This is a genomic window from Thalassoglobus sp. (assembly GCF_048270125.1).
GTDB lineage: Bacteria > Planctomycetota > Planctomycetia > Planctomycetales > Planctomycetaceae > Thalassoglobus.
Genome location: NZ_JBLWTN010000008.1, coordinates 142,894 through 164,220, shown reverse-complemented (window position 1 = coordinate 164,220; position 21,327 = coordinate 142,894). Strand labels below are relative to the sequence as shown.

The following is a 21,327-nucleotide window of genomic DNA, read 5'->3' as shown; positions in this document are numbered from 1 at the left end:
ATTACGGGCACACGGTAAATCAAACCGCTCTAGAGCATCTTTCGAATTGGTTTGCAGGTTCTGCCTCGTGGCGAACAGCATTTTTCCTAGAGAAATGCGTCCTTCACGGGCACACGGTAGAGCAAACAGCTCTAGCGGGCGTAGAGGTCGCGTGAAATTGGTTCGAAGGAGCTATGACGATTGCCTTCCTGATGCGTGATCGGCGGTTCAGGTGACTGGATGAATTCCTGTTCCATGACCGGTTGCGATTGCTCATAACGGGACTCTGGAATGCCCGTGTAAGGAGCCGCTTGCTGAGGAGTTGGACGGTTTTGTGCCTGAACTGATCTTGATGCCTGAATGACTGGTGCTTTTGTCGCTCCCTTGGGGAGAAGCTGTCCTGCAGCGATCATTTGCCGGGCAGTTTGGAGGAAGGCAAATTGCTTCGTTGGTGAAGCCTCGTTGATCATGGAAACATCATGCACCACATAGCGTTCCCCTCTGCGGACCATCTTGATCTCGGATGAAATCGTGCCGTCGCTGGTATGGACAACAATCCACGATTGATTCGGCGTAATTCGCATGACTTCGCTCATCAGTGGGCGCACCATCTGCTTTGAAAAATCAGGAACGTAATTCAGCTGTCTCCAGATCATCTGATCGAGTCCGCTATCCGAATACTTCGAAGCTTCTTCGACGTCTCCACGGTTCACGCCGGATGCAAAAGCATGAATCGGAAGCATCAACTCCAGGTTGGCTTTTAATGAGACAGGCCGATTATGAGCTGGCATAATGACGTCGTCGACAGTCATCCAGCCTTCACCCAAACGGAGAATGAATGTCATCGGAGTCTCACCTTGAGCAATAGTAATTTCAGTAATATCACCCCGGAATACAGTCGAGAGAACTTCAGGATCACCAGCGTCAATGTGAGGATAAGGCATAATCTTGAAGTGCTTAGAAGCTTCCAGCTTCCAAACACGTTCATTGAAGTCGTTACTCGACATGCTCCGAATTTGTTGCAGATTACGAGTCCGCAATGCCTCGACGTATAAATCAACTACGGAGTTTGAAAGCAACATGGCGGAGATTTTCTTCACATCAGAGCCGTTCGCTTCAAAAATTGTGACTTCATCCACTCTTGGCTCTGCGGCACGTGGCGAACCATCTTCGTTCACGAGGTCAACTGTGCGTACAGTCAACATGTAAGTTGTTCCGTTCGCTTCGAGGAGAAGTTCGGTTCGGTCCTTGTGCTGCTTTGCGTCGTACTCATCTGCAATCATCATTTCAACAGGCAATCGAATGGAATCTAAATCCGCATTGAGAAGTGATTGCTTATAAAATCCGGGAGAAGCCGACTCGGCAAGCAGTTCGACGTCACCGGCAGCAAAGCTCGTTAGGAACCCTGCAGACGAGTTCAAGGTTTTCGCCAGTGTCATCAGCGAACGCACACCAGTGTCCCCTTTTCCTTTTGGCTCAATCGCAATATTCTGAACCTTCCAATTGTTGAGCTCTTTCCGATACTCAACAAACAGGCTTCCGTCCTGATGCGGAGCAACGACGACCGCATGATCTCCGTTTAACCGAGCTTCCGGCCGGAATGTGGACCGTCGACCAGAACCGACTGCGTCCTCGGAAAGGCGTTTGAACCAGTTGGGTGGCAACTTGGCAAGATGCTCATGAAGTTCTTCGGTGCAGTGTTGCAATTTCACAGACCGTGGAGCTGATTCCCAATCCTTCAGAAGCTCTCGGCAACTTAGCAACAAGTCCATTTGATCGGTCACCGATCGGCGAATTTCCCGACCAGTCGTATCGTCCTGGCTGAGAATGACATCATCGACAACCCAGCGACCGGTCTCCCGATTGAGAGTCAATTTATAGTCAACCGCTTTCGCATCATCTTCCTCACCGATCTCGACAGTCGCCATTTTCGTGACCTCGTCGATCGCTTCAATTGAGATCACGCGCACTTCCCCTTTTGGGAACCGCAACAGCTTCAAGTCCGAAATCGCTTCCGGTTGACGCAATGCTTTCGACCCAAAGTCGCTAGAGGTCGCCACTCGGATCTGTTCAAGATCTTGCGACTCCAGACTCGCTGAAAAATCCATTATGGCTCGCCGCGCTATCAGGTTTGTACACCCTTGGGTGAAAAGACCGGCGAGCAAAATGAAAGTGAATACAAACTTTGGGCGGAACATCATGTTCGTCCCCGTAATGGAGGGTGGAGGATGACACGACCACTTCAGGATTCAGTGGACCTGTCAGCTGAGGATTGGATTTTTTGATGGGAAAAGTGTTCTCCATGACTTGGGAAAGATCGTCAAGCTGGAGTTTTCACGACTTCAGGCGGGAAAATGGCATTTGACGTGGAATTCTTAAAGGATTCTTGAAAGAGAGCCATTTTTACTGAAAAAACGCTATAGACACATTCTTGCCGATCAAGGTACAACCCCAGCCAAGGCAATCGGCAGGATTGGCCGGATTGAGTGAAACAGGCTTCGTATGGAGGCGATCATCCTGTGAGTTCAATCGACCAGTCGATTTCCTCCCTTCGTTTTTCCTCTCTCTGCTTCAGAGATCCCTCTCTAAGCACCCTTCCCTCCATGACCGAGGATTTGGATGATGAGTTCGGTCATCAAACCAACTTTGCCCCTATCACTGGCGCTGTTCAGTTTGTGCTTAATCACACTGAATGGCTGCGCTTATGGACCCGGCCCCTACAGTGGAGGTTACGGGGCGAACCCCTACGGGACCTCGCCTTACGGTTCAAGCTACCCCGGTTCTTACCCCGGTGGTTATCAACAAGCGCCGATTCAAACACTTCAGCCAGGACAGCAATACGTTCCCAATGGAACAGTCGTCCCTGGGGGAGTTTACCCCGGAGGATCGGGGACAGGCACTCCGACATACCAGAACAATGGGGGTGGACTTCAACCCATCCCGAACCCCAGTGGAGCCAGTAACGATGCTCCGCCATATTCCTCAACGGAGATCAACAAACCGGTCCCCAACCCATCTAGCCCCAATGGAAGCCCGTTCTACAACAACAGTGCTTCCCGAACGTTTCAGCCACCGATCCAGGCTAGCGAAATTCAACCTGCCTCGATGGACGAACCAATTCGCGGGATCGACAATGGACTCAGGGAATCCAACATCAATTCGCCAGCGGGGCCAAATTCCGTTTACAGCCCACCGACCGCATCTGCACCAATCGCTCCGATTTCACCAATCTCGCCAACCTCGTCTCCAATGGACGAGGCGATTGACATTAACAGCCCAGCGGCACCGCCAATGCAAGCGATTCCTCCGGCAAACTTTGGTAACGATCCTTTCGGTTCCCCAGCCCCTGCACCATCACAAGGTGATTCCGCTCCCAAAGCGATGCCACTCCCGATGCTGAAGAACTCCAGCAACATCAAGTCCTACAAACCGATTTCTGAAGCAACTGGACCGTTCGCTCACGATGAAAACTTCAAGTGGCTCCGCGGTGTCGTCAGCAAAGATGAACCGACAGGAACATGGAGCGTCGTTTACTCCGACAACCCACAGCAGTCAGACAAATTCGCCGGACATCTTTCCCTCGCTGCCAGTCCCTACTTAAATGGTCTCAGCGACGGTGATGTTGTCGAACTCAAAGGCGAAGTCGATCCCGTCATGAAAGACCCACTCGGCAAACCTGTCTACCTGGTGTCGCATCTTCACACGATTACGAAAGCTCCCGCACAGTAGTTGCTGAAGTGAATGCTGCACCCAAGATGGAACGCCGGACAGATGAAATGTCCGGCTGTTTTTTTGAAAACGTAAAAAACATCTCTCGCGTTAATCTTGTGCGATACTGAAATCGACAACGACCGGGTAGTGATCACTCCCGTTGCTGCTCCCGATTTCTCGTTCATGAATATGTACCTCATCGCTCGTGAGGACATGATCGATTGGAATCCAGAAGAGTGGATTCGTTGCTGGCCACGTTGGTTGAATCCCGAATCCTGCGCGGCTGTCCCGCAAGCCTGTTGATTCAAGAACATCTTTGAAATATGGCGACCACGGTGTCACATTTAAGTCGCCCAATAAAATTTTCGGCCCATCGATCCTGCCAACAACTTCCGAAACAGCTTCGAGCTGCTGGTTCCTCCAGTCGGACAGCTTCCTCCCTCCCGGGGGGAGCGGATGTGTGCCGACCAAAGTCACGACATGATGATCGACCTGCACCTGAGCAAGAATCGATGGCAACTCCCGCACTCCAACGTGGACGATCTCCGCATTCATCGGAAGTTTGCTGAATAGAGCGATTCCAAAGTTGTCGCTGCGAGCGAAGGAAACGGAATGACGATACTCCCCCTTCAATTCTCTCAGCGAAGTCATCCATCGATCATCTACTTCCATAACGAGAAAAAGATCAGGATCTTCTTTCCGTATCCATTTCAAAAAGTCGGCATGATCTCGATTCGAAGTCTGTACATTCGCTGAAACGAGACGGAGCCTCCGCCCATCTGACAACGGTTGCTGTAATGGTTGCTGTAACTGCTGCTGAAATGACTGTCGAACTGGGAGGTAAACCGGCAAGACAAGCAGGAGATTGTACCCGAGCGCAACCCCCATCAGAGCTGAATACGTCCATCGTCGATGCCACAGCAGCAGACCAACAACCAGAATGAGTCCCAGCGAATACTGCACATGAAAACTGGTCAGCAAATCGAACATCCAGAAGTACCGTGCAAACAACGACAGAACGGTCGCAACTGACAACAGAACTCCACCACTGATCGCCATTTTCAAGAGCGGTCGACTTTGTCGATGATCGTCATTTCCCGTGATGGTCATTCACCGAAGTACTCAAACACAGCATTGAAAAAGATGTACGCGAACAGTCTCGTGGAGATGAGTGATTCATTCAATGAAAACGCTCCTCACGGACACAAGAAACACGAAAGTGTTCTAAAATGTCGAGAACCGATTGCCTGCTGTCACTCTGGAATCGCGAGAGTCTCCGCTGGGAAGATTGGACCTTCGACGCAAGTTCGGCGGTAGTCCCACTCGTTATTTTCAATCCGGACTTTTGTAACGCAACTGAAACAAGCACCGAAGCCGCACGCCATTGGAGTCTCCAGCGATAGCCAACAGGGGAGATTTGCCGCAGCACAAATTCGGGCAACGGCGTACATCATAGGCTCGGGGCCGCAGCAATAAACGCCATCGGGCCGTTCGCTTTCACTTCGAGCAAGCATCTCTTTAACGAGATCAGTCACCAGCCCGTGGTGCCCTGCCGTTCCATCATCGGTGGAAATTTGAATATCCAAACCTTCAAGGTCGTCGAAGTCGGAAAGATCAGCAACGACTGATTTCGTTTGAGATCCATAGCAGAACGTCACACGATTCGCAGGTTCAGCTCCTTTATAGCGGTCAGGATCGTTTCCGTACTTTCGCTGACCGAGAACTTCTCGGGAGACTGCCAGAAACGGTGTGTAACCAATTCCGCCACCAACACAAAGCAAATGCTGACCTTCGTAAACCGGGAACCCATTCCCAAACGGTCCCGAGAGTTCCACTTTTTCACCTGCTGACCAGTGACTCATTAAACGGGTCATCTTACCAATCACGTGATAAGCAAACTCAAAGGCGACTGGAGTCCCGGAGTCGTCAACGACGGTGTCGTACAAGGCGAACGGTCTTCCGAGAAGCGGGTCTGTTCCATTTGCGGGGCGAAGCATAAAAAATTGCCCCGGCCTGATCGCAGATGCCATTTGCGGTGCTGCGATGCGCACAGCGTAGGTCCCATCAGCGAGTTGTCGTTGAGAAATCACTGTTGCCAATTCCTGATGAGCATTCAGGACTTGTCCAGGCAGGCAATCGTGTTGAGGAGAAGTGTTCATTGAATTTTCTGTGCTTTGGGTTCATTTCGCCCCGGATGTCTCTGCATATTCATTCATGCGGACTAGAGCATCGTTCGAATTGGTTTGCAGGATCTGCCTCGTGGCGAACAGCATTTTTACTAGAACCAGTCCGAAAACCTCTGGAATAGCCACTTTCCTCAACGTTTGAGAGAGCAATTTCAAGTTTCAGGATCAGTTCTAAAGAAATGCGTCCTCCACGGGCACACGGTAGTGCAAACTGCTCTAAGTGTGAATGATACTCACACACCGCGTACGTTGAGGCGTTCAACGATCAGTTTACCGATATTGAGTGCCGCCGTCGCTGCCGGGGAGGGAGCATTTCCAACATGGACTATTCGTTCCGATTCTTGAAACACAAAATCATCCAGCAATTTTCCGTCTCTCCCGACTGCCTGAGCACGCACACCCGATGGAGCGGCAATTAAATGTTCACTACGAATGTCGGGAACAAGTCTTTGTAGAGCTTTGACAAAAGCATGTTTATTCCAGGATCGCCACATTTCTCCGATCCCGGTTTGCCAGTTGCTGGCCGCCAATTTCAAAAAACCTGGATGCGCCAGTGAGTTTGAGAGGTCGCGAAGATTCAGCGTTGTCTTCTTGTAACCATCACGTGCAAAGGCCAGCACCGCATTCGGGCCACACTCGACACCCCCGGAAATTATTTTTGTGAAGTGAACTCCGAGAAATGGAAATGACGGATCGGGGACCGGATAGATTAAGCCTCGGCATAAGTATTCCGCTTCCGGTTTCAATTCAAAGAACTCCCCACGAAACGGCACAATCGGAGCCTCAGCTTTCTCTCCCGACATCTCAATCACGCGATCTGCCCATAGGCCACCGCAGGTCACAAGGTAAGAACATTTCAATTCTCCCTGTTTCGAAACCACGATCACTTTGTCTGGCTCGCGACGAATTTCGGTCACTTCGGCATTCAGCCAAACATTGCTGCCTGCTTCTCGAATCTTCTTTGCCAGTCGCTGAGCCACAACTTTGTAGTCCACGATTCCTGTCTCAGGGACGTGAATCGCAGCGATTCCGGCTGTGTGCGGTTCAATTTCATTGAGTCGTGACTGACTGATGATCTCACACTCGACACCGTTCGCCTGCCCCCGTTCATAGATCCCCTTCAGCCGCTCCTCTTCAATCTTGTCGACAGCAACAATCACTTTGCCACATAGTTCAAAAGGGATGTCCTCCTGCTCGCAGAATTCCTGCATTGCCAGCTTCCCGGCGCGACAGTTCTTCGCCCGGAGTGAATCGGGGCGATAGTAAATTCCCGAATGCAACACACCAGAGTTGTGCCCCGTTTGATGAAAGGCGACTTCTGGTTCCTTCTCCAGAACAACAACAGACAATTGAGGAGACTTCAGCAACAACTGATACGCAGTCGCCAGTCCCACAATTCCCCCGCCAACAATCGCCACATCACACTTTTGCACTATTCGTCCTTTTGCTTGCCGCGTCTTGGCGACCGACATCTTCGTCTTTGTATGGCGATAATTTCTGACTTGTGCGAAATCCCTCAGCGACTCTCACTCGGCAGCAAAGCTGACTTTGAAGATTCGGTTATTAGACGTATCACACACGTACAGAGTCCCGTCCTGCATCGTCACACCGTGCGGTTGGTTCAGCTTCAACTCCTTTTTGCCGAAACCTCGACCAAGAAGAGTACTCACGGTTTTAGTTTCAGGATCGTAACAACGAATCGCTGCATTGGCGTCATCAGCGATGATCACCCGGTCTTCTGCGTCGATGCAAATATGCTTTGGTGATGCCAGTTGGGACTCCAAAGCCGCCCCATCTTTGAATCCTTTTTCTCCAGTCCCTGCGACGGTCTGAATCCGTCCCTGACTGTCAACTTTACGGAGTGCGTGACCGCCACGTTCGAGAATATAAATGTTGTCTTTCGAATCGACAGCGACTGCTCGCGGATCGACGAGCGGACTTTCGGTCGCCTTGGCTCCATCTTCGGGGACTCCTCGTTTCCCATTGCCTGCGACTGTCGAAGTCAGGCCGGTTTTCAGGTCAATTTTTCGAATGCGGCTGTTCTTGAGATCCGCGATGAAGAGTGCATCGCCAGCAGGGTTCAATGAGACACACATCAAGTAATCGAACTGGGCATCTTCGGCCCCTTTGCCATCACCGGCGAAGCCCGCTTTTCCGTTCCCGGCGAGAGTGCGAATCGTGCCCGTTTTCAGATCGATCTCGCGAAGACAATGATTAAATGAGTCTGCGATATACGCACGATCTTTCGAATCAATGGCAAGATTGTGCATCCCGTTGTATGTCGCTTTCGCAATCTCCCCACCATCCCCTTTGTAGCTTTTGGAACCATCTCCCGAAATCTGAACCGGAGTACGATCCTGTCCGAGGCGAAAGATCCGCCCCCCTTCGAGTTCGACCACATACATCTTTCCGGCGGAATCAAAGTCGATCCCGAACGGGCGATTGAACGGAAATGAGGACGGCGTCGCCGAGCCACCTTCCGCCTTCAACAGGTCTCCCACCACAAATTCAACATTGCTGACGACCGGCTGATCAGCCAGGCTCAATGCAGCGAAACTAACACTGAGGAGGACTCCAAAAAACAATCGAAACATGAGACCGGATTCCTGTTGAGTTGAACCTTGAAACGGTGAGTTCTATCCAGACAGCAGACCGAATTTTTACAAACAGTGCAAGCGAGCCCCACCCCGCTCAGCGCGGTTCTCGCACTCAATAATCGACTCAATTTTTGAAATGATCGCTGCCTGCTTACAGCAAAGTTCAATCAGACCGGAATCCCTCTGGTGATTCATTTCAACTGTGAAACTCCAAAAAGATGCCATGCTCGACCGGAGTTGTTATAGTCATTTGAGAATTCTATTCACTCGATTGAAGCCCAAGAGAATCGATCATGCTCAACAACGCTCAGCTTTTCGGACACACCTCCCGACTGATTCTGCTGTCGATGATTATCTCCTTTGCGACTCAGGTGAGCCTGGCTGCCGAGAAAACAACGAAGCGGCCAAACATTTTATTCATTCTGGTCGATGATCAATCCCCTTTCGATCTCAAGGTCTACAATCCATCCTCAAAGCTGGAAACGCCGAACCTTGACAAGCTCGCTGCTGAAGGAATGGTCCTCGACGCTGCGTATCACATGGGGGCCTGGGTCGGAGCTGTATGCACACCATCTCGACACATGATCATGAGCGGGCGGACTGTCTGGCACATTCCAGATCGACGTAAGAACAGCAAGAACAATCCCAACACGGCTGACCCAACTCGAGTGCCGCCTGACCTCGCAGACAACACCATGGCAGCAGTCTTCAACCGAGCCGGGTATGACACAATGCGTACGTGCAAAAAAGGGAACAGTTACGACGCCGCCAACGCACAATTCACTATCGTCAAAGATGCAACCAAACGAGGCGGAACCGATGAAACAGGCAGCCCTTGGCACGCCAGGCAAGTTTTGGAATACCTCGCACAACGAGACGAAACTCGCGATGAAGATCCATTCTTGATTTACTTTGGATTTTCACATCCGCACGACACGCGAGATGGAACACCCGAACTCCTCGCGAAGTACGGGGCGACGAATCACACCGACAAAAACAAACTTCCAGCTGCGAACCCCAAACAGCCGCAGCTCCCTGTCAATTATCTGCCTGAGCACCCGTTCCATCATGGTCATCCCAACTTGCGAGACGAAGTCGCTGTCAGCGGAGTCTGGAAGAATCGCGACGAACAAACGATCCGCAACGAGCTGGGTCGCGAGTTTGCCTGCGATGAAAATATCGACATCCAGATTGGTCGCGTCCTGAAAAAACTTGAAGAAATGGGTGAACTCGACAACACTTACATCTTCTACACCGCTGACCATGGCATGGCGATCGGTCGACACGGGTTGCAAGGAAAGCAAAACCTCTACGAACATACCTGGCGCGTCCCGTTCATCGCCAAAGGACCAGGAATCCTCGCCGGAAAACGGGCTCCGGGGAATATCTACCTGCTTGACATTCTCGCCACGATGTGTGATTTGACTGGGGTCGAACCTCCTGCATCGAATGAAGGGCTCAGCTTCAAATCGATTCTTACTGGAGAACAACAAACGATTCGTGAGGTTCTCTATGGAGTCTATTGCGGCGGCACAAAACCGGGGATGCGCAGCGTCAGGAAAGGAGACTGGAAATTGATCAAGTACGATGTCCTCGACGGCAAAGTCCGCGAGACGCAGCTTTTCAACCTCGCTGATAACCCGCATGAATTTCTTTCGGAACACCACGCCCCACAACTCGTCAAGCAGGTCGGAACAAAACCGACTCCCAAGCAGATCAACCTCGCCAGCGACCCTGCCTACAAAGAAAAGCTGGCAGAGATGGAAGCTCTGCTGCTGCAACAAATGACTGAGCTCCACGATCCTCATCGCCTGTGGGATCAACCACAGTAAGCATGAGCAAAGCAGACAAGCAGTTCATCTTAGAGCAGTCCGAAAACCTCTGGAATCGTCGCTTTTCTGAACGTTTGAGAGAGCAATTTCAAGTTACAAGACCAGTTCTAAGAATTATCTCGGCAACGGAAATCGAAACTGATGCTGGTTTCGGTCATTTACGTATTTTGATTTTGCACAGAGTTCTTCTGAGCGTGGATCGAATGTGATCGCCTGCACTTCGTTCTGATCTGGCAGGAAACGGTACATTCTTAGCCAGCCGGTACTGTAATCTGACAAGAGTTGATGAACCGAATTCCCGTGTACGCCGACTGCGATTTCATGACGTGCCTGAGTTCGACTTTGGTCACCACAGCAGATCATGAACAGATTCCTGTGTTGAGAGAAACATTTCTCCCACATCTGTTCCGGTGTGTTCCCTCGTTTTCCATGAATCTTCAGCCACCGCATTCGCCCTTTCGGTGCATCAATGAACTCCTGGTTATTCTTCGGCTTATCGCGGGGGCCCAGTCCCATGTGTGTTGTCACAATGGCGACACGGTCTGAATGATCTTCGAACAGACTGTCAGCCCACGCGAGGACATCATCAGGGGCATTGCATTCAAGATGCAGATGCAAGAATTTTCGACCGCCTGCTTCATACAGTTGATAGCTGTTGGCATTATTGCCGGAAACCTTTGGGTTGTTGCCTGCTGGAGTAAATGTTCCTCCGTACCATTTCTTATCTTGATAACGAGCGGCAGGAAAGTTCTGTTGGAACAGACTTGAGTCACCTTTCGAAGTCATATCGTGATTGCCAACTGAAATCCCATAAGGAACCAGCCCATGGATGCGGTCCATACAGTTCCGGGCAACACTCCACTGATCCTGGCGATTCTTGTCGACGATATCCCCGACATGAGAAACAAACACAATCTTCTGAGACTTGAGATTCTTCGCAATCCAATCTGTGTGAGCTGCGAAAATGGGATTCGTGACCTGGCTGATCTCTTTCCCATTCTGGTCGACGCTCTTGTGACTCTTGTACGCCTGAGTGTCTGGAATGACGACGATCGAAAATGAGTTCTCGGGCGCGGAATCAAGACGATCCTCAGCTGCATCGAGAGAAGACATGCTACTTATGCAAATGAATAAAGAGCCGATTGAACTCCAGAAGATCTTATTGGACAGCAGTTTGAATTTCATAAGTAAACCAGAGCGTTCTCGATAAAAACCAACAATCAACGCGAGCCTTCGCCTGTGGAATATGAGCACAGAGCATTTAGAATGCCTGTCGCGCCCGTAAAGTTCACTTTAATGACTTCATAGACTGCTCGCCACAAGGCAGAACGTAAAGACCAGTATTGAATTTGGCCTAAGAGCATCTTTTGATTTGGTTTGCAGGATCTGCCTCGTGGCGAACAGCATTTTCACTGGAACTGATCCTGAAACCTGAAATTGCTCTCTCAAGCATTGAGAAAAGCGGTGCTTCCAGAGGTTTCCAGACTGGTTCTAGGGAAATGCGTTCTGTCGAGGTGAGCCAAGAAGACGACAACTTCGCGATAAAGAGCAGAGTCTGCCACGAAGGCTGTGAAGCACAGCGACTGCCCGAAATGAGAGTGGCAAAACGAGGTCTGATTTGTACACGGGATAAGGTATAGCCTGCATGCATTCCTCTGCTGAACAGAAATGAGCGTAAGGCTTCACTGCAGTCGGAGGATCCTCCTGTCACCTGGAACATGTTCACAATCGGTCTGCAGTAAAATCGCTGTATCTTTGGCGGTCATTTCGCTCACGGTGACTCATTGGGGGCTTAATGGGGCACTCAAGACCTCAATGAAACATGCTCTGGTCGCTGTTGTCTATCCCGTAACCGTGAAAGAGAATTCCCCGGAGCGCGCAGCGTGACCCAGCGACCCAATTCACTTGAGAATTCTTTCTTCATCTTGCAGCCGGTTCTGTTCAGTGTTACTTTTTCTATAACTCAACACTACGAACGGAACACGCACGCTTACCTAGTGAAGTGAGCGAGCAGGCGTATCGTTTTTGAAACTCGACAGAAGAGGGCCGCAGGATTATGGGTTGGACGATGGACGGCGTGAAGCCGTCGTATGGCTGTAACCCGGAAGTCATTAAGTATTTCCGAGAGCGACGCGGCTTGACGCAAGCAGCGCTTTCCCGAGAGGCGGGGTACAGCGAACGGCTGGTCAACAAAGCGGAATCGGGACGGTCGATCTCAAAAGAGGCCATCGCAGACCTGGCAGAGGCACTCAGCTCTCCAGATCTGGTGGTCCACCCGGAAGACTTGATTTGCGACCCAGCCAGCTTTGCCCGCAAGTATGTTGATGCCTTCTACATCGACCAGAAGGATGCGATGTCCCGCATCCAACCGTTTCTTGACGAGTCTGTGGTCCTGAACATGCAGGGTGACCCGAAAGAAATTCCTTTCGCGGGAAAGTTCCACGGGCATTCTGGCGTCGCTGAGATGATCGAAAGAACATTTGATGTTCTGACTGTCCCAGAGGGGCATGATCACCGTCCCCATTATCATTTTCTCAGCAGCGGCAACAACGTGATTATCTGGGGCAAAACTTTTATCCACCCGATTGGTTGCCCCCCCGAAGAGCCGGTGGTGCTCTCGATTCGAATCCAGTTTCACAAAAGCAAAGTGATCCAGATTGACGACCGCTACGACATCAAATCAATCGCGGAAGGGATCGCAAAAAGCCGTGCGTTAAAAAAACATCAGCTGCCTGATGCCTCCTCGCCGGGATAAGTGATCGTTGTTCCGCGAACCTTTGCGATGGGCGAAAGCTTGTGCAGCCTGGCGCTCGTGAGACTCATGATGTCCCAGACATCGAAACCCCGAATGATCAATGCATCGGCGATCAGCGAACGATGGCATCGCCACGGGACAGCTTCGGCACACATGATTGCAGCTGGTTTCTCATGAGCAAGTTCAATCAACGACTCGAGTGCAGCCTCGAATTCCGGCGTCTGCATGTAATCGGCATAGCCTCGAAATGATTTATTGCGCCATGCCGTGTTCACCGAATCGCGACGCGAATGCCGCAACCCGCCGAGCCCCTTGAGATGTCGATAGTTGAGCCGCCGGTTATGCAGCGACTTCGCTAACGTCTCTCGATTGAACTGAGGATTGTGGCGTGAACGAGGGACCGTCCGCACATCGATCAGTCGCTGGACTCCGTATGTCCGGAGAAGTTCCACCAGTTCTTCGAAACTTCTCGTGGAATGACCGATGGTGTGAATTACGGGTTTCTCTTTCGGCATCGCCTTACTCATTGATCGTCATGTGACGACCTTTCTATTGTATTTTCGATACTGGTGTTCGCGAGTGTCAACTCAGGCTTCAGGATCGAACTGAGAGCAGTTTGCGCTACCGTGTGCCCGTGAAGAACGCATTTCTCCAGCAAAAATGCTGTTCGCCACGAGGCAGAACCTGCATACCAATTCGATAGATGCTCTAGTCCTGTTCGTTCTCGAGGAGTTCTACGTATCGCTGTGCGGATCGCATCACAATGTTTTTTGCGTTCTGCGGAATTGTCTTTCGGTTGAAGGCACCGTAGATGCGATCAAACTCCCACGGTTCGAGTCGCTTTGCGATTCGTCTTACGGTCGTCGCAGAAAGTGGCAGCATGTTCGGATAGCTCCACATGAACGAGACCTGATTGGGATCGACGGCAACCTGCACAACATCGCCACTGAGCAACAGGCCTCGTCCCTGTGCGCCGGCAGCCCAGTGTAAAACCGTTCCACCAGGGAAATGTCCCCCCAGGCGGAGTAACGTCAGCCCTTTGCCAAGTTCAAGTTGATCGCCTTCCCAAAACTTCAACCGCGAGTCCGGTCGCATGACCCATTCGCGATCACGGGCATGCAGATAAACCGGCACGTCAAAGGCTGCAGCCCAGTCTTGCATCGTTGTGTAATAGTGCGGATGCGAAATAGCAATCGCCATGAGTCCCCCCAGTGACGTGATAATTTCTCTGGTTGCCTCATCCAGCAACGCAATGCAATCCCAGAGAATATTGCCCTCGGGAGTCTGTACCAGAAACGCTCGCTGACCGATGGCGAAGTCCGGAGAGGTGCGAATCTCCAGCAGGTTCTGTTCGTGCGACCGCCATAGATTTGCATGATTGTGAGAAAGCGACTCACGCGTCGTCCAGCTTTGGCCTGATGGTGGAATATATTGACGTTCATCCTGGCAAACAGGACACTCATCCGGCGGACTTTCGCTTTCTGGAAACGAGGTCCCACAAGCATTGCAAATGAAATTCGTCATGGTCCACACCTTTGTTCAGATTCGGATCGTTCCGTTCCTCTTCATTTCTCGCACTTGTTCAGCTTTTGTGAGCGCAACTCAGCTCAATAGAGTTCCACCGAAGAGGACCAGTCCGGCAACTTGAGGGATGGCCACTTTCTCGGTTTTTGAGAGAGCAACTTCAGGTTTCAAGATCCGTTCTAAACATTGTATAAGAGAGGCAGCAGATGTGAACCTGCCGGTCGCGGAACGCGTGCGGAGTCCCGACGTTTCGTCAGAATTTCACCCGGTCCTTGTGCTTGAGAGCTCACCAACAAAGGATTGAAGTACGTCCAGCGAGAGACCTTAAAGGAGGTTTTCAGATGCAGTTTGATCCCTTGACGACCGAGTTTTGGATTGAGATCGGTGTTTCAATTTTATGTGGCTCGATCATTGGGATCGAACGTGAACTGAATCGCAAGCCGATCGGCGTGAGAACGTGTGTCCTGGTTTGCCTGGGCACAGCGTTGTTTGTTCGCATGGGGTCGCTGGTCGCCACTGAGAATTCCGATCCGACTCGTATCATCGGGCAAATCGTTTCGGGAATTGGCTTTCTGGGCGGGGGAGTCATTCTGGCTCGCGGCGAAGTCGTTACAGGAGTGACAACTGCGAGCATCGTCTGGCTGTTGGCTGCTATCGGAACGATGGTTGGGGCGGGTCAATTTTCCGCAGCGGTTGTGGTCTCGACCCTTGCGGTGCTCACTCTTCTGGGGATTGATGGCCTCGAAATTGTCATCACTAAAGTTCGTGAGCATCGAAGGAAAGGTAAAGATGAATAGCCCCTGGTCGTAAAACGCTGGCAGTCAGGAGGACGATCCAGCGTTGTTGCTGCTTGTGTCACTTTCGACCGCGCGACGCAGCTTTGCCAGCACATCCTCCGGTTCAAGTCCCTTTTGAAGTGCTACATATTCCAGCGACTTGCCTCCACAACTCACATCCAGCCCCAGTTCGCTGAAGACGCCAGTCGTTTCGGGATGCTCAATGAGCCAATCCGGAATCGAGGTATCCAGGTCACACTCCATCTGCTGAAATCCTTAACATAAGATAATAATTCGACTCAACCAGAGCTGCATGAAAATGATGTACGGGTTTTACCAGTGACATTGTTGTTCGACACAAGGCAGAACCGGAACACCAATTCGAAAAATGTGATAACACAAATAAGACAAAGATGTCTACAATATACATCTTTCATTCCCCTCCGAAAACCTCTGCCACGAAGCTCACTCTGATCTGGGGACTCTTACGACATTATATTTGAGAAAACGGCAATGACGGATTCCGCAACAGTTCATTCGATTCAGGTTGGCAAACCAAATGTGGTCGAAGCAAAAGACCACCACAAAGAATGGACGACCGGCTTTCAAAAGCAAACGGTCAATGGTCCGGTTCGGCTGGATCGATTGAATCTCGCCGGCGATGGGCAGGCCGACTTGAAGCACCACGGTGGACCTGACAAAGCCCTTTGTGTTTATCCAATCGCACACTATCCATTGTGGCGAGCTGAACTTGGACTCGATCTTGTCCCCGGATCATTTGGCGAAAACCTGACAGTCTGCGGGATCACTGAAGACGACGTTTGCATCGGCGACATCTGGATAATTGGCGATACGAAAGTACAGGTCTCACAACCTCGGCAGCCATGCTGGAAGTTGTCACGCTGGTGGAGTGTCGAGGACCTTGCTGTTCGCGTACAGCAAACCGGACGGACCGGCTGGTATTTGCGGGTCCTGTCCGAAGGCGACCTCGAAGCTGGAGACTCCATCCAACTTGTTGAACGCGTCAATCCTCTCTGGACGATCACGGCTGCCAATCGACTGATGCACTCTGAGAAGGACAACATCGTCGGCGCGAAAATACTCGCGAGTCTTCCCGAGTTGTCAGCAAGTTGGACAGAGACTCTGACGCGACGCAGTAGGAATCAGCAGGAATCTTCACCAGCAGCACGACTGTACGGAGCGGAACGTTCTCGCGATCGATAAAAGCTGCGAACGAGGTGACGTCCCAAACCGACGCTTGTCAGTAACCAGGCTGCGAGAGCAATGTAAGCGAACAGGGTCGAGAGCTGATCGAGCAAATGAACATCCATTGCCTGACTCACTCCCCGCGTACTGACGGAATACATCCCCAGCGGGAAGACGATACTCCAGTAGCGCAGGTCGTACTCCAGTTTTTTTCGCTGAAAGACATGACGCCAAAGTCCCAGCATGACTAACAATGGGATCCACCACGTCGCAGTCGACCAGCACAACAGCGACATCCCTTTCATGAACGGCAAGATCTGAGTCAGCAATGGCGAACTGTGTGCAGCTTCGATCAGCGTGGTCCCCGCCAAGGTGGAGATCGCCATCGCTCCCATGTTGATCCAGTACGGAGGCGACATCGATTCAACATCAATTGCCCCAAAGCAGTAGCGATAGAAGATCAGCGAAATAATCAAGACGTAAAGCATTCCGCCACTCAACCACAACGCCAGCGAGACAAACAGCATCAAGTCACGAAATTCGACGAACTCAACACACAACACACCGAGAATCGAAACGGATTGAGTCGCCACCACAGCCAACAACCAGCCGCCATGAAGCCCATCATTGAGGCTCGGCTTGTTTCGCATGATCGTGACGCATGTGAAAATGAGGTAGGTGAAAGCCAACCACAAGGCAGCGGCAAAACACCAAAGTGTCAGAGCCACACCTGGGAGGTCCGCAATCAGTAAGAATTGGCCCCCCAGAACAGCTGACGCTGCGACCATCGAAAAGAAACCAAATGCTCGTTTATGGTCGAATAAGTCCGCGATGACTCTTGGGAAAGACCGGAGCACACGAACTCCGGTCAGTACGATTTGTAAAGCAAAAACAGAGACGTTGATCCACAGCAAGGCGAGCGACACCATGCTGAGCCACGAGCCTGCAGCCCCGACGTAGACAGACGCGATCGAGACGATGCCGGTCGCCATCACGATTGAAAAGCAAGACGGATCAAGAGACGCGTAGTCGACAGATCCTCTTTCGGATGGGGTTGATTCGCTCAATTCTCCACATCCACTGCGATTGGCGTATCGGCTTCTTGAGCCATGTTTTCTTCCTGTATGTTTTCAGAAGCTGCAGACTGTTTCTCTGCTGGTTGATACTCGACGGCTTTATTCTGTGTCTTTATTCCGTGTCTTCACACAATGGAACAATCGAGCTTGTGGAACTCAAAAGTTTGCTGATCGTGACTGCAGCGAAGGCAGCTTCGGTCGCTGCGTATGCTCGATCGAGTTCGGCATGCAATGGGCAAAGTGAAGTGTGCGAGGTCAGCCCCAGCGGACACGAATTGATTCTCTCCAGTGGTGCGACCGCGTTGACAACGTCCAGAATCGTCAAATCCGAAACCTCATGGGCCAGTTCATAACCGCCACCCGGGCCACTTCGTGAACTGACTAAGCCTGCAGTCGCCAAGTCCTGCATGACGCGAGTCAGATATCGACGTGGAACCTTGGTTTTCTCAGCCAGAACATCAGCTGAGAGTGGTTTGTCCGTATCCGCTGCCAGGCAGGTCACTGCACGTAAAGCATACTCAGCGGTCTTGGAGATCATATTTCTTCCTAAAAAAATCTGGCCACGCCTATTCTGCACCTTGACGTGCAGAATAGCAATCTATACATTGGGGTGATTAATTAATTTTAGTCTCTCGGACCCACAACAACAACCACGAAATTCACTGGATATACGCATGCTCAGCGAAAAAACTGTCCAAATCGTCAAAGAGATTACCCCCGTCGTCGCCGCTAACTCTGAGGTGATTACGACACGATTCTATGAACGGATGTTCAAAGGAAACCCCGAGGTTAAAGCCTTCTTCAATCAGGCTCACCAACATAGTGGAGGTCAGCAACGGGCGCTCGCTGGAGCGATTTGTGCCTACTTCTCCAACATCGACAACCTCGAAGCGTTGGGCCCGGCGGTGGAACTGGTTGCCCAAAAGCACTGTTCACTCGGCATCAAGCCCGAGCATTACCCGATCGTGGGAAAGCATCTGCTCGACGCAATCAAAGATGTGATGGGCGAGGCCGCGACTGACGAAATCATCGAAGCTGTCGCCGAAGCATACGGCTTATTGGCCGACGTTTGTATTGGTCGCGAGGCAGAAATTTACAACGATCAGAAAACGAAAGTCGGCGGCTGGAACGGCTATCGTAAACTTGTCGTAGATCGCAAAGTTCCTGAAAACGATATCGTCACATCGTTCTACCTCAAACCGGTTGATGGAAATCCGCTGCCTGAGTATCTGCCCGGACAATATATCACAGTCCGAATTGATCACCCGACAACACCAACATCGCCGCGGAACTACAGCCTTTCGGATCGACCAGGCACAGGACACTTCCGTATTAGTGTCAAACGCGAACCGTCGCTCGCCGACGGGGCTCCGGGTGGCTTGATCTCAAACTACCTTCACGATTCCGTGGAAGTCGGTGACGAGATTGAGGTCGGTCCTCCATGTGGTGAGTTCACACTTGACCCGACCACCACAAACGGCCGCTCAATTGTCTTTCTTGCGGGGGGCATCGGTATTACTCCTTTGCTGTCGATGGCAAAGTCGCTGGCCCACGCAAAAGTCAGTACGCCGATCTACTTCCTGCAGGCTGCCAGAAACAGCCTCGCACATGCAATGGCGGAAGAAGTTCGCGAGCTGTCAGCCAACGGCGCCAACATTCAGACGAAAGTCATCTACGACGCTCCGTTAGCTGAAGATTTAGAAGCAGTCAAATGCGATGCAGAAGGAATGGTTACGAAAGAGAGGCTGAGCGAATGGACTCCAGTCAATGATTCGGAATTCTACCTGTGCGGTCCTCCTCCTTTCATGGCCAGCATGCTCTCCAATCTTCGCGAATTAGGCGTGGATGAAAGTCGAGTCCGCCACGAATTCTTCGGTCCCAAGCAAGCACTTGAGGTGTAACAATGTTGAACAATCAGGAGAGTACAACGACTCTGACGCTGACCGATTCTGTCGGTGAGTGGGTGACGAGACACCCCGCAACGTCGCGAGTCTTCGAACAGCACGGAATCGACTACTGTTGCGGTGGAAAACGTCCCCTCCAGGAAGCATGCTCTTCCAAGAAAGTCGACATTCAGACCGTACTGTCTCAGTTGGACGGTGTCACATCAGGTCGGGATTGTAAAACAGATCCGGACGAAGACTTCACCTCGAAGTCATTGTCGGAAATGTGTGACGAGATCGAAGCCACTCATCATGCGTACCTGAAGGATGAACTTCCACGATTAACCCAACTCGTGGACAAAGTTGCTTCCGTACATGGCAATCAGCATCAATGGTTAGGCCGTCTTCTCGAATCGTTTAGAGAACTTCATCAGGAACTTGTGCCACACATGAGGAAAGAAGAGCAAGTTCTGTTTCCGGCGATTCGTACGATCGAACAGACCAAGGCTGTCCCAGCTTTTCCATTCGGCTCAGTCGACAATCCGATCAGCATGATGGAACACGAGCATGATGTTGCTGGTCAGGCGTTGAAGGAAATTCGTGCCAGTTCGTCTGACTTCACGCTCCCGGAGGGTGGTTGCAACACATTTCGGGCCATGCTGGATGGACTCCGCGAACTGGAATCTGATCTGCATCGGCATATTCACAAAGAGAATAACGTGCTCTTCCCACGTTCATCTCAGCTTGCTGCAAAGCTAAGCGATGCAGCCAAGAAAGGAAGCCAAGTCTGATGAGTCTGTCAGCCGCAACCATGACCGAATCCCCGTATGATGCCTCCGTAGCGATCGCCACCAAACCGTGGACCGACTCACAAAGTTCGTCGTCGTCAGCTGACGAACGTGAGAAATCGGTTCGAAAAGCAAAGGTCGATCGACTCAACCCTAAAGAGCATGGAGCGTACGCAATTCTGGGAATTCCTCTGGTTGCGGCACTCATCATTTCAGGTTTAACGCCAGAAACGGTGCTTGTTGCCATCGCAGCTGTCGCTGCGTTTCTTGCACATGAACCATTGCTGATCGTCTCTGGGAGCAGAGGCAAACGAGCCCGTGAGTCATCACCGTTCGCCATGCGGACGCTCATTGTGCGCCTCAGTGCAGTTGTGGTTTGCGGAACAGCTGCGTTCTGGTTAAGCGGTAGTGCGACACGGCTTGCACTGATCGCTTGTGTGATTTTCGCCAGTATCGAGTTCGTGATCTCAACCGGTGGACACAATCGGACACTCGCTGCCCAATTGCTGGGGATCGGCGGCCTCGCCTTACCGAGTGCCGTCGTCTTGCTGGCGGGAGGTGCAGAGGTCATGACAGCTGTGCAGTTCTGGCTGATTTGGTTTGCAGGCCGTGTTGCAACGACAGTCAGCGTTCGATCCACGATCACTCGACACAAAAACTCTGCAACCGCATGGGCAAGGCGAACTTGCGACATCCTGCTGATCATCTCTTTCGCAGCCTGCTTCGCGGGAATTGGCTTTGGCAGTTCACTATGGATTGTGACCATCCCAATGCTGCTGGCAGCGACCGTGATGCGAATCACGACGCCACACCCGAAACACATGAAGCAAATCGGCTGGAGCCTGCTCATGGTCAATATTCTAAGCGGAATCGTAGCTATCGGAGCATGGAGCTATTACTAGAACCAGTCCGAAAACCTCTGGAATCGTCACTTTTCTCAATGTTTGAGAGAGCAATTTCAAGTTTCAGGACCAGCTCTAAAGAATCTTTCGAATTGGTTTGCTGTTCGGCACA

At 51.4% G+C, this 21,327-nt stretch carries 19 protein-coding genes; 8 read left to right on the top strand and 11 right to left on the bottom strand.

What is annotated here, in order from left to right; all coding sequences use genetic code 11:
• Nucleotides 1-131 precede the first annotated feature (131 nt).
• Complete coding sequence (locus ACN0YR_RS12095; protein WP_417849484.1) at nucleotides 132-2,087, bottom strand: hypothetical protein; 1,956 nt, start codon at nucleotides 2,085-2,087, stop codon at nucleotides 132-134.
• A 511-nt stretch (nucleotides 2,088-2,598) separates the two neighbouring features.
• Here ACN0YR_RS12095 and ACN0YR_RS12090 point away from each other — a divergent pair.
• Entirely contained in the window at nucleotides 2,599-3,708 is a 1,110-nt protein-coding gene (locus tag ACN0YR_RS12090) for a hypothetical protein (RefSeq protein ID WP_417849483.1), read from the top strand.
• A gap of 90 nt (nucleotides 3,709-3,798) precedes the next feature.
• Here the strand turns inward: ACN0YR_RS12090 and ACN0YR_RS12085 are convergent, their stop codons facing one another.
• The 4 genes from ACN0YR_RS12085 to ACN0YR_RS12070 form a co-directional block, all read right to left on the bottom strand.
• Entirely contained in the window at nucleotides 3,799-4,800 is a 1,002-nt protein-coding gene (locus tag ACN0YR_RS12085) for an endonuclease/exonuclease/phosphatase family protein (protein ID WP_417849482.1), read from the bottom strand.
• A gap of 143 nt (nucleotides 4,801-4,943) precedes the next feature.
• Nucleotides 4,944-5,849 (bottom strand): dihydroorotate dehydrogenase electron transfer subunit, encoded by a 906-nt coding sequence (locus ACN0YR_RS12080; protein ID WP_417849481.1) that lies wholly within the window; start codon nucleotides 5,847-5,849, stop codon nucleotides 4,944-4,946.
• 260 nt (nucleotides 5,850-6,109) lie between these two features.
• Nucleotides 6,110-7,348: an L-2-hydroxyglutarate oxidase gene (gene lhgO / locus ACN0YR_RS12075; RefSeq protein WP_417849480.1), complete on the bottom strand. Its 1,239-nt coding sequence runs from the start codon at nucleotides 7,346-7,348 to the stop codon at nucleotides 6,110-6,112.
• A gap of 54 nt (nucleotides 7,349-7,402) precedes the next feature.
• Nucleotides 7,403-8,470, bottom strand: coding sequence for a hypothetical protein (locus ACN0YR_RS12070; protein ID WP_417849479.1), 1,068 nt, complete (start codon nucleotides 8,468-8,470; stop codon nucleotides 7,403-7,405).
• Between the two features lie 296 nt (nucleotides 8,471-8,766).
• Between ACN0YR_RS12070 and ACN0YR_RS12065 the strand changes: the two genes are divergently transcribed.
• Nucleotides 8,767-10,305: a sulfatase-like hydrolase/transferase gene (locus ACN0YR_RS12065; protein ID WP_417849478.1), complete on the top strand. Its 1,539-nt coding sequence runs from the start codon at nucleotides 8,767-8,769 to the stop codon at nucleotides 10,303-10,305.
• A gap of 114 nt (nucleotides 10,306-10,419) precedes the next feature.
• Here the strand turns inward: ACN0YR_RS12065 and ACN0YR_RS12060 are convergent, their stop codons facing one another.
• Nucleotides 10,420-11,418, bottom strand: a complete 999-nt coding sequence (locus ACN0YR_RS12060; RefSeq protein WP_417849477.1) for a metallophosphoesterase — start codon at nucleotides 11,416-11,418, stop codon at nucleotides 10,420-10,422.
• 955 nt (nucleotides 11,419-12,373) lie between these two features.
• Between ACN0YR_RS12060 and ACN0YR_RS12055 the strand changes: the two genes are divergently transcribed.
• Nucleotides 12,374-13,060 carry a helix-turn-helix domain-containing protein gene (locus tag ACN0YR_RS12055; protein WP_417849476.1) on the top strand — a complete coding sequence of 229 codons (687 nt, stop codon included), beginning with the start codon at nucleotides 12,374-12,376 and terminating at the stop codon, nucleotides 13,058-13,060.
• Here the strand turns inward: ACN0YR_RS12055 and ACN0YR_RS12050 are convergent.
• Both ACN0YR_RS12050 and ACN0YR_RS12045 read right to left on the bottom strand, forming a co-directional pair.
• On the bottom strand, nucleotides 13,030-13,575 hold the full coding sequence (locus ACN0YR_RS12050) for a DUF488 family protein (RefSeq protein ID WP_417849475.1): 546 nt from the start codon (nucleotides 13,573-13,575) through the stop codon (nucleotides 13,030-13,032). The two genes, ACN0YR_RS12055 and ACN0YR_RS12050, sit on opposite strands and share 31 nt — an antisense overlap.
• Before the next feature lie 193 nt (nucleotides 13,576-13,768).
• The gene (locus ACN0YR_RS12045) at nucleotides 13,769-14,584 is read right to left on the bottom strand and encodes an MBL fold metallo-hydrolase (protein ID WP_417849474.1); all 816 of its coding nucleotides are present in this window, start codon (nucleotides 14,582-14,584) and stop codon (nucleotides 13,769-13,771) included.
• 341 nt (nucleotides 14,585-14,925) lie between these two features.
• Here ACN0YR_RS12045 and ACN0YR_RS12040 point away from each other — a divergent pair, with 341 nt between their 5' ends.
• Nucleotides 14,926-15,381, top strand: coding sequence for an MgtC/SapB family protein (locus ACN0YR_RS12040; protein ID WP_417849473.1), 456 nt, complete (start codon nucleotides 14,926-14,928; stop codon nucleotides 15,379-15,381).
• A 24-nt stretch (nucleotides 15,382-15,405) separates the two neighbouring features.
• Here the strand turns inward: ACN0YR_RS12040 and ACN0YR_RS12035 are convergent, their stop codons facing one another.
• Nucleotides 15,406-15,624, bottom strand: a complete 219-nt coding sequence (locus tag ACN0YR_RS12035) for a DUF542 domain-containing protein (protein ID WP_417849472.1) — start codon at nucleotides 15,622-15,624, stop codon at nucleotides 15,406-15,408.
• 249 nt (nucleotides 15,625-15,873) lie between these two features.
• On the opposite strand from ACN0YR_RS12035, the gene ACN0YR_RS12030 reads away from it, so the two are divergent.
• Nucleotides 15,874-16,584, top strand: a complete 711-nt coding sequence (locus tag ACN0YR_RS12030) for an MOSC domain-containing protein (protein WP_417849471.1) — start codon at nucleotides 15,874-15,876, stop codon at nucleotides 16,582-16,584.
• Here ACN0YR_RS12030 and ACN0YR_RS12025 read toward each other — a convergent pair.
• On the bottom strand, nucleotides 16,524-17,633 hold the full coding sequence (locus ACN0YR_RS12025; RefSeq protein WP_417849470.1) for a tellurite resistance/C4-dicarboxylate transporter family protein: 1,110 nt from the start codon (nucleotides 17,631-17,633) through the stop codon (nucleotides 16,524-16,526). The genes ACN0YR_RS12030 and ACN0YR_RS12025 overlap by 61 nt on opposite strands.
• Nucleotides 17,634-17,754: 121 nt before the next feature.
• Entirely contained in the window at nucleotides 17,755-18,180 is a 426-nt protein-coding gene (locus ACN0YR_RS12020; protein WP_417849469.1) for an RrF2 family transcriptional regulator, read from the bottom strand.
• Nucleotides 18,181-18,316: 136 nt separating this feature from the next.
• On the opposite strand from ACN0YR_RS12020, the gene hmpA reads away from it, so the two are divergent.
• From hmpA to ACN0YR_RS12005, 3 genes are read left to right on the top strand one after another with little or no spacing between them, the layout of a single operon-like run.
• Nucleotides 18,317-19,543, top strand: coding sequence for an NO-inducible flavohemoprotein (gene hmpA, locus ACN0YR_RS12015; protein ID WP_417849468.1), 1,227 nt, complete (start codon nucleotides 18,317-18,319; stop codon nucleotides 19,541-19,543).
• Nucleotides 19,544-19,545: 2 nt separating this feature from the next.
• A complete protein-coding gene (gene ric, locus ACN0YR_RS12010; RefSeq protein WP_417849467.1) occupies nucleotides 19,546-20,316 on the top strand; it encodes an iron-sulfur cluster repair di-iron protein in 771 nt (256 codons plus the stop codon).
• Nucleotides 20,316-21,215, top strand: a complete 900-nt coding sequence (locus ACN0YR_RS12005) for a YwiC-like family protein (RefSeq protein WP_417849466.1) — start codon at nucleotides 20,316-20,318, stop codon at nucleotides 21,213-21,215. The genes ric and ACN0YR_RS12005 overlap by 1 nt, the downstream gene beginning before the upstream one ends.
• The last annotated feature ends 112 nt before the right edge of the window (nucleotides 21,216-21,327 follow it).

Bases quoted from the DNA above. Each gene is read 5' to 3' on its own strand.
- ACN0YR_RS12095 (WP_417849484.1), bottom strand. From the start codon at position 2,087: ATGGATTTTTCAGCGAGTCTGGAGTCGCAAGATCTTGAACAGATCCGA.
- ACN0YR_RS12090 (WP_417849483.1), top strand. From the start codon at position 2,599: ATGATGAGTTCGGTCATCAAACCAACTTTGCCCCTATCACTGGCGCTG.
- ACN0YR_RS12085 (WP_417849482.1), bottom strand. From the start codon at position 4,800: ATGACCATCACGGGAAATGACGATCATCGACAAAGTCGACCGCTCTTG.
- ACN0YR_RS12080 (WP_417849481.1), bottom strand. From the start codon at position 5,849: ATGAACACTTCTCCTCAACACGATTGCCTGCCTGGACAAGTCCTGAAT.
- lhgO (WP_417849480.1), bottom strand. From the start codon at position 7,348: ATGTCGGTCGCCAAGACGCGGCAAGCAAAAGGACGAATAGTGCAAAAG.
- ACN0YR_RS12070 (WP_417849479.1), bottom strand. From the start codon at position 8,470: ATGTTTCGATTGTTTTTTGGAGTCCTCCTCAGTGTTAGTTTCGCTGCA.
- ACN0YR_RS12065 (WP_417849478.1), top strand. From the start codon at position 8,767: ATGCTCAACAACGCTCAGCTTTTCGGACACACCTCCCGACTGATTCTG.
- ACN0YR_RS12060 (WP_417849477.1), bottom strand. From the start codon at position 11,418: ATGTCTTCTCTCGATGCAGCTGAGGATCGTCTTGATTCCGCGCCCGAG.
- ACN0YR_RS12055 (WP_417849476.1), top strand. From the start codon at position 12,374: ATGGACGGCGTGAAGCCGTCGTATGGCTGTAACCCGGAAGTCATTAAG.
- ACN0YR_RS12050 (WP_417849475.1), bottom strand. From the start codon at position 13,575: ATGCCGAAAGAGAAACCCGTAATTCACACCATCGGTCATTCCACGAGA.
- ACN0YR_RS12045 (WP_417849474.1), bottom strand. From the start codon at position 14,584: ATGACGAATTTCATTTGCAATGCTTGTGGGACCTCGTTTCCAGAAAGC.
- ACN0YR_RS12040 (WP_417849473.1), top strand. From the start codon at position 14,926: ATGCAGTTTGATCCCTTGACGACCGAGTTTTGGATTGAGATCGGTGTT.
- ACN0YR_RS12035 (WP_417849472.1), bottom strand. From the start codon at position 15,624: ATGGAGTGTGACCTGGATACCTCGATTCCGGATTGGCTCATTGAGCAT.
- ACN0YR_RS12030 (WP_417849471.1), top strand. From the start codon at position 15,874: ATGACGGATTCCGCAACAGTTCATTCGATTCAGGTTGGCAAACCAAAT.
- ACN0YR_RS12020 (WP_417849469.1), bottom strand. From the start codon at position 18,180: ATGATCTCCAAGACCGCTGAGTATGCTTTACGTGCAGTGACCTGCCTG.
- hmpA (WP_417849468.1), top strand. From the start codon at position 18,317: ATGCTCAGCGAAAAAACTGTCCAAATCGTCAAAGAGATTACCCCCGTC.
- ric (WP_417849467.1), top strand. From the start codon at position 19,546: ATGTTGAACAATCAGGAGAGTACAACGACTCTGACGCTGACCGATTCT.
- ACN0YR_RS12005 (WP_417849466.1), top strand. From the start codon at position 20,316: ATGAGTCTGTCAGCCGCAACCATGACCGAATCCCCGTATGATGCCTCC.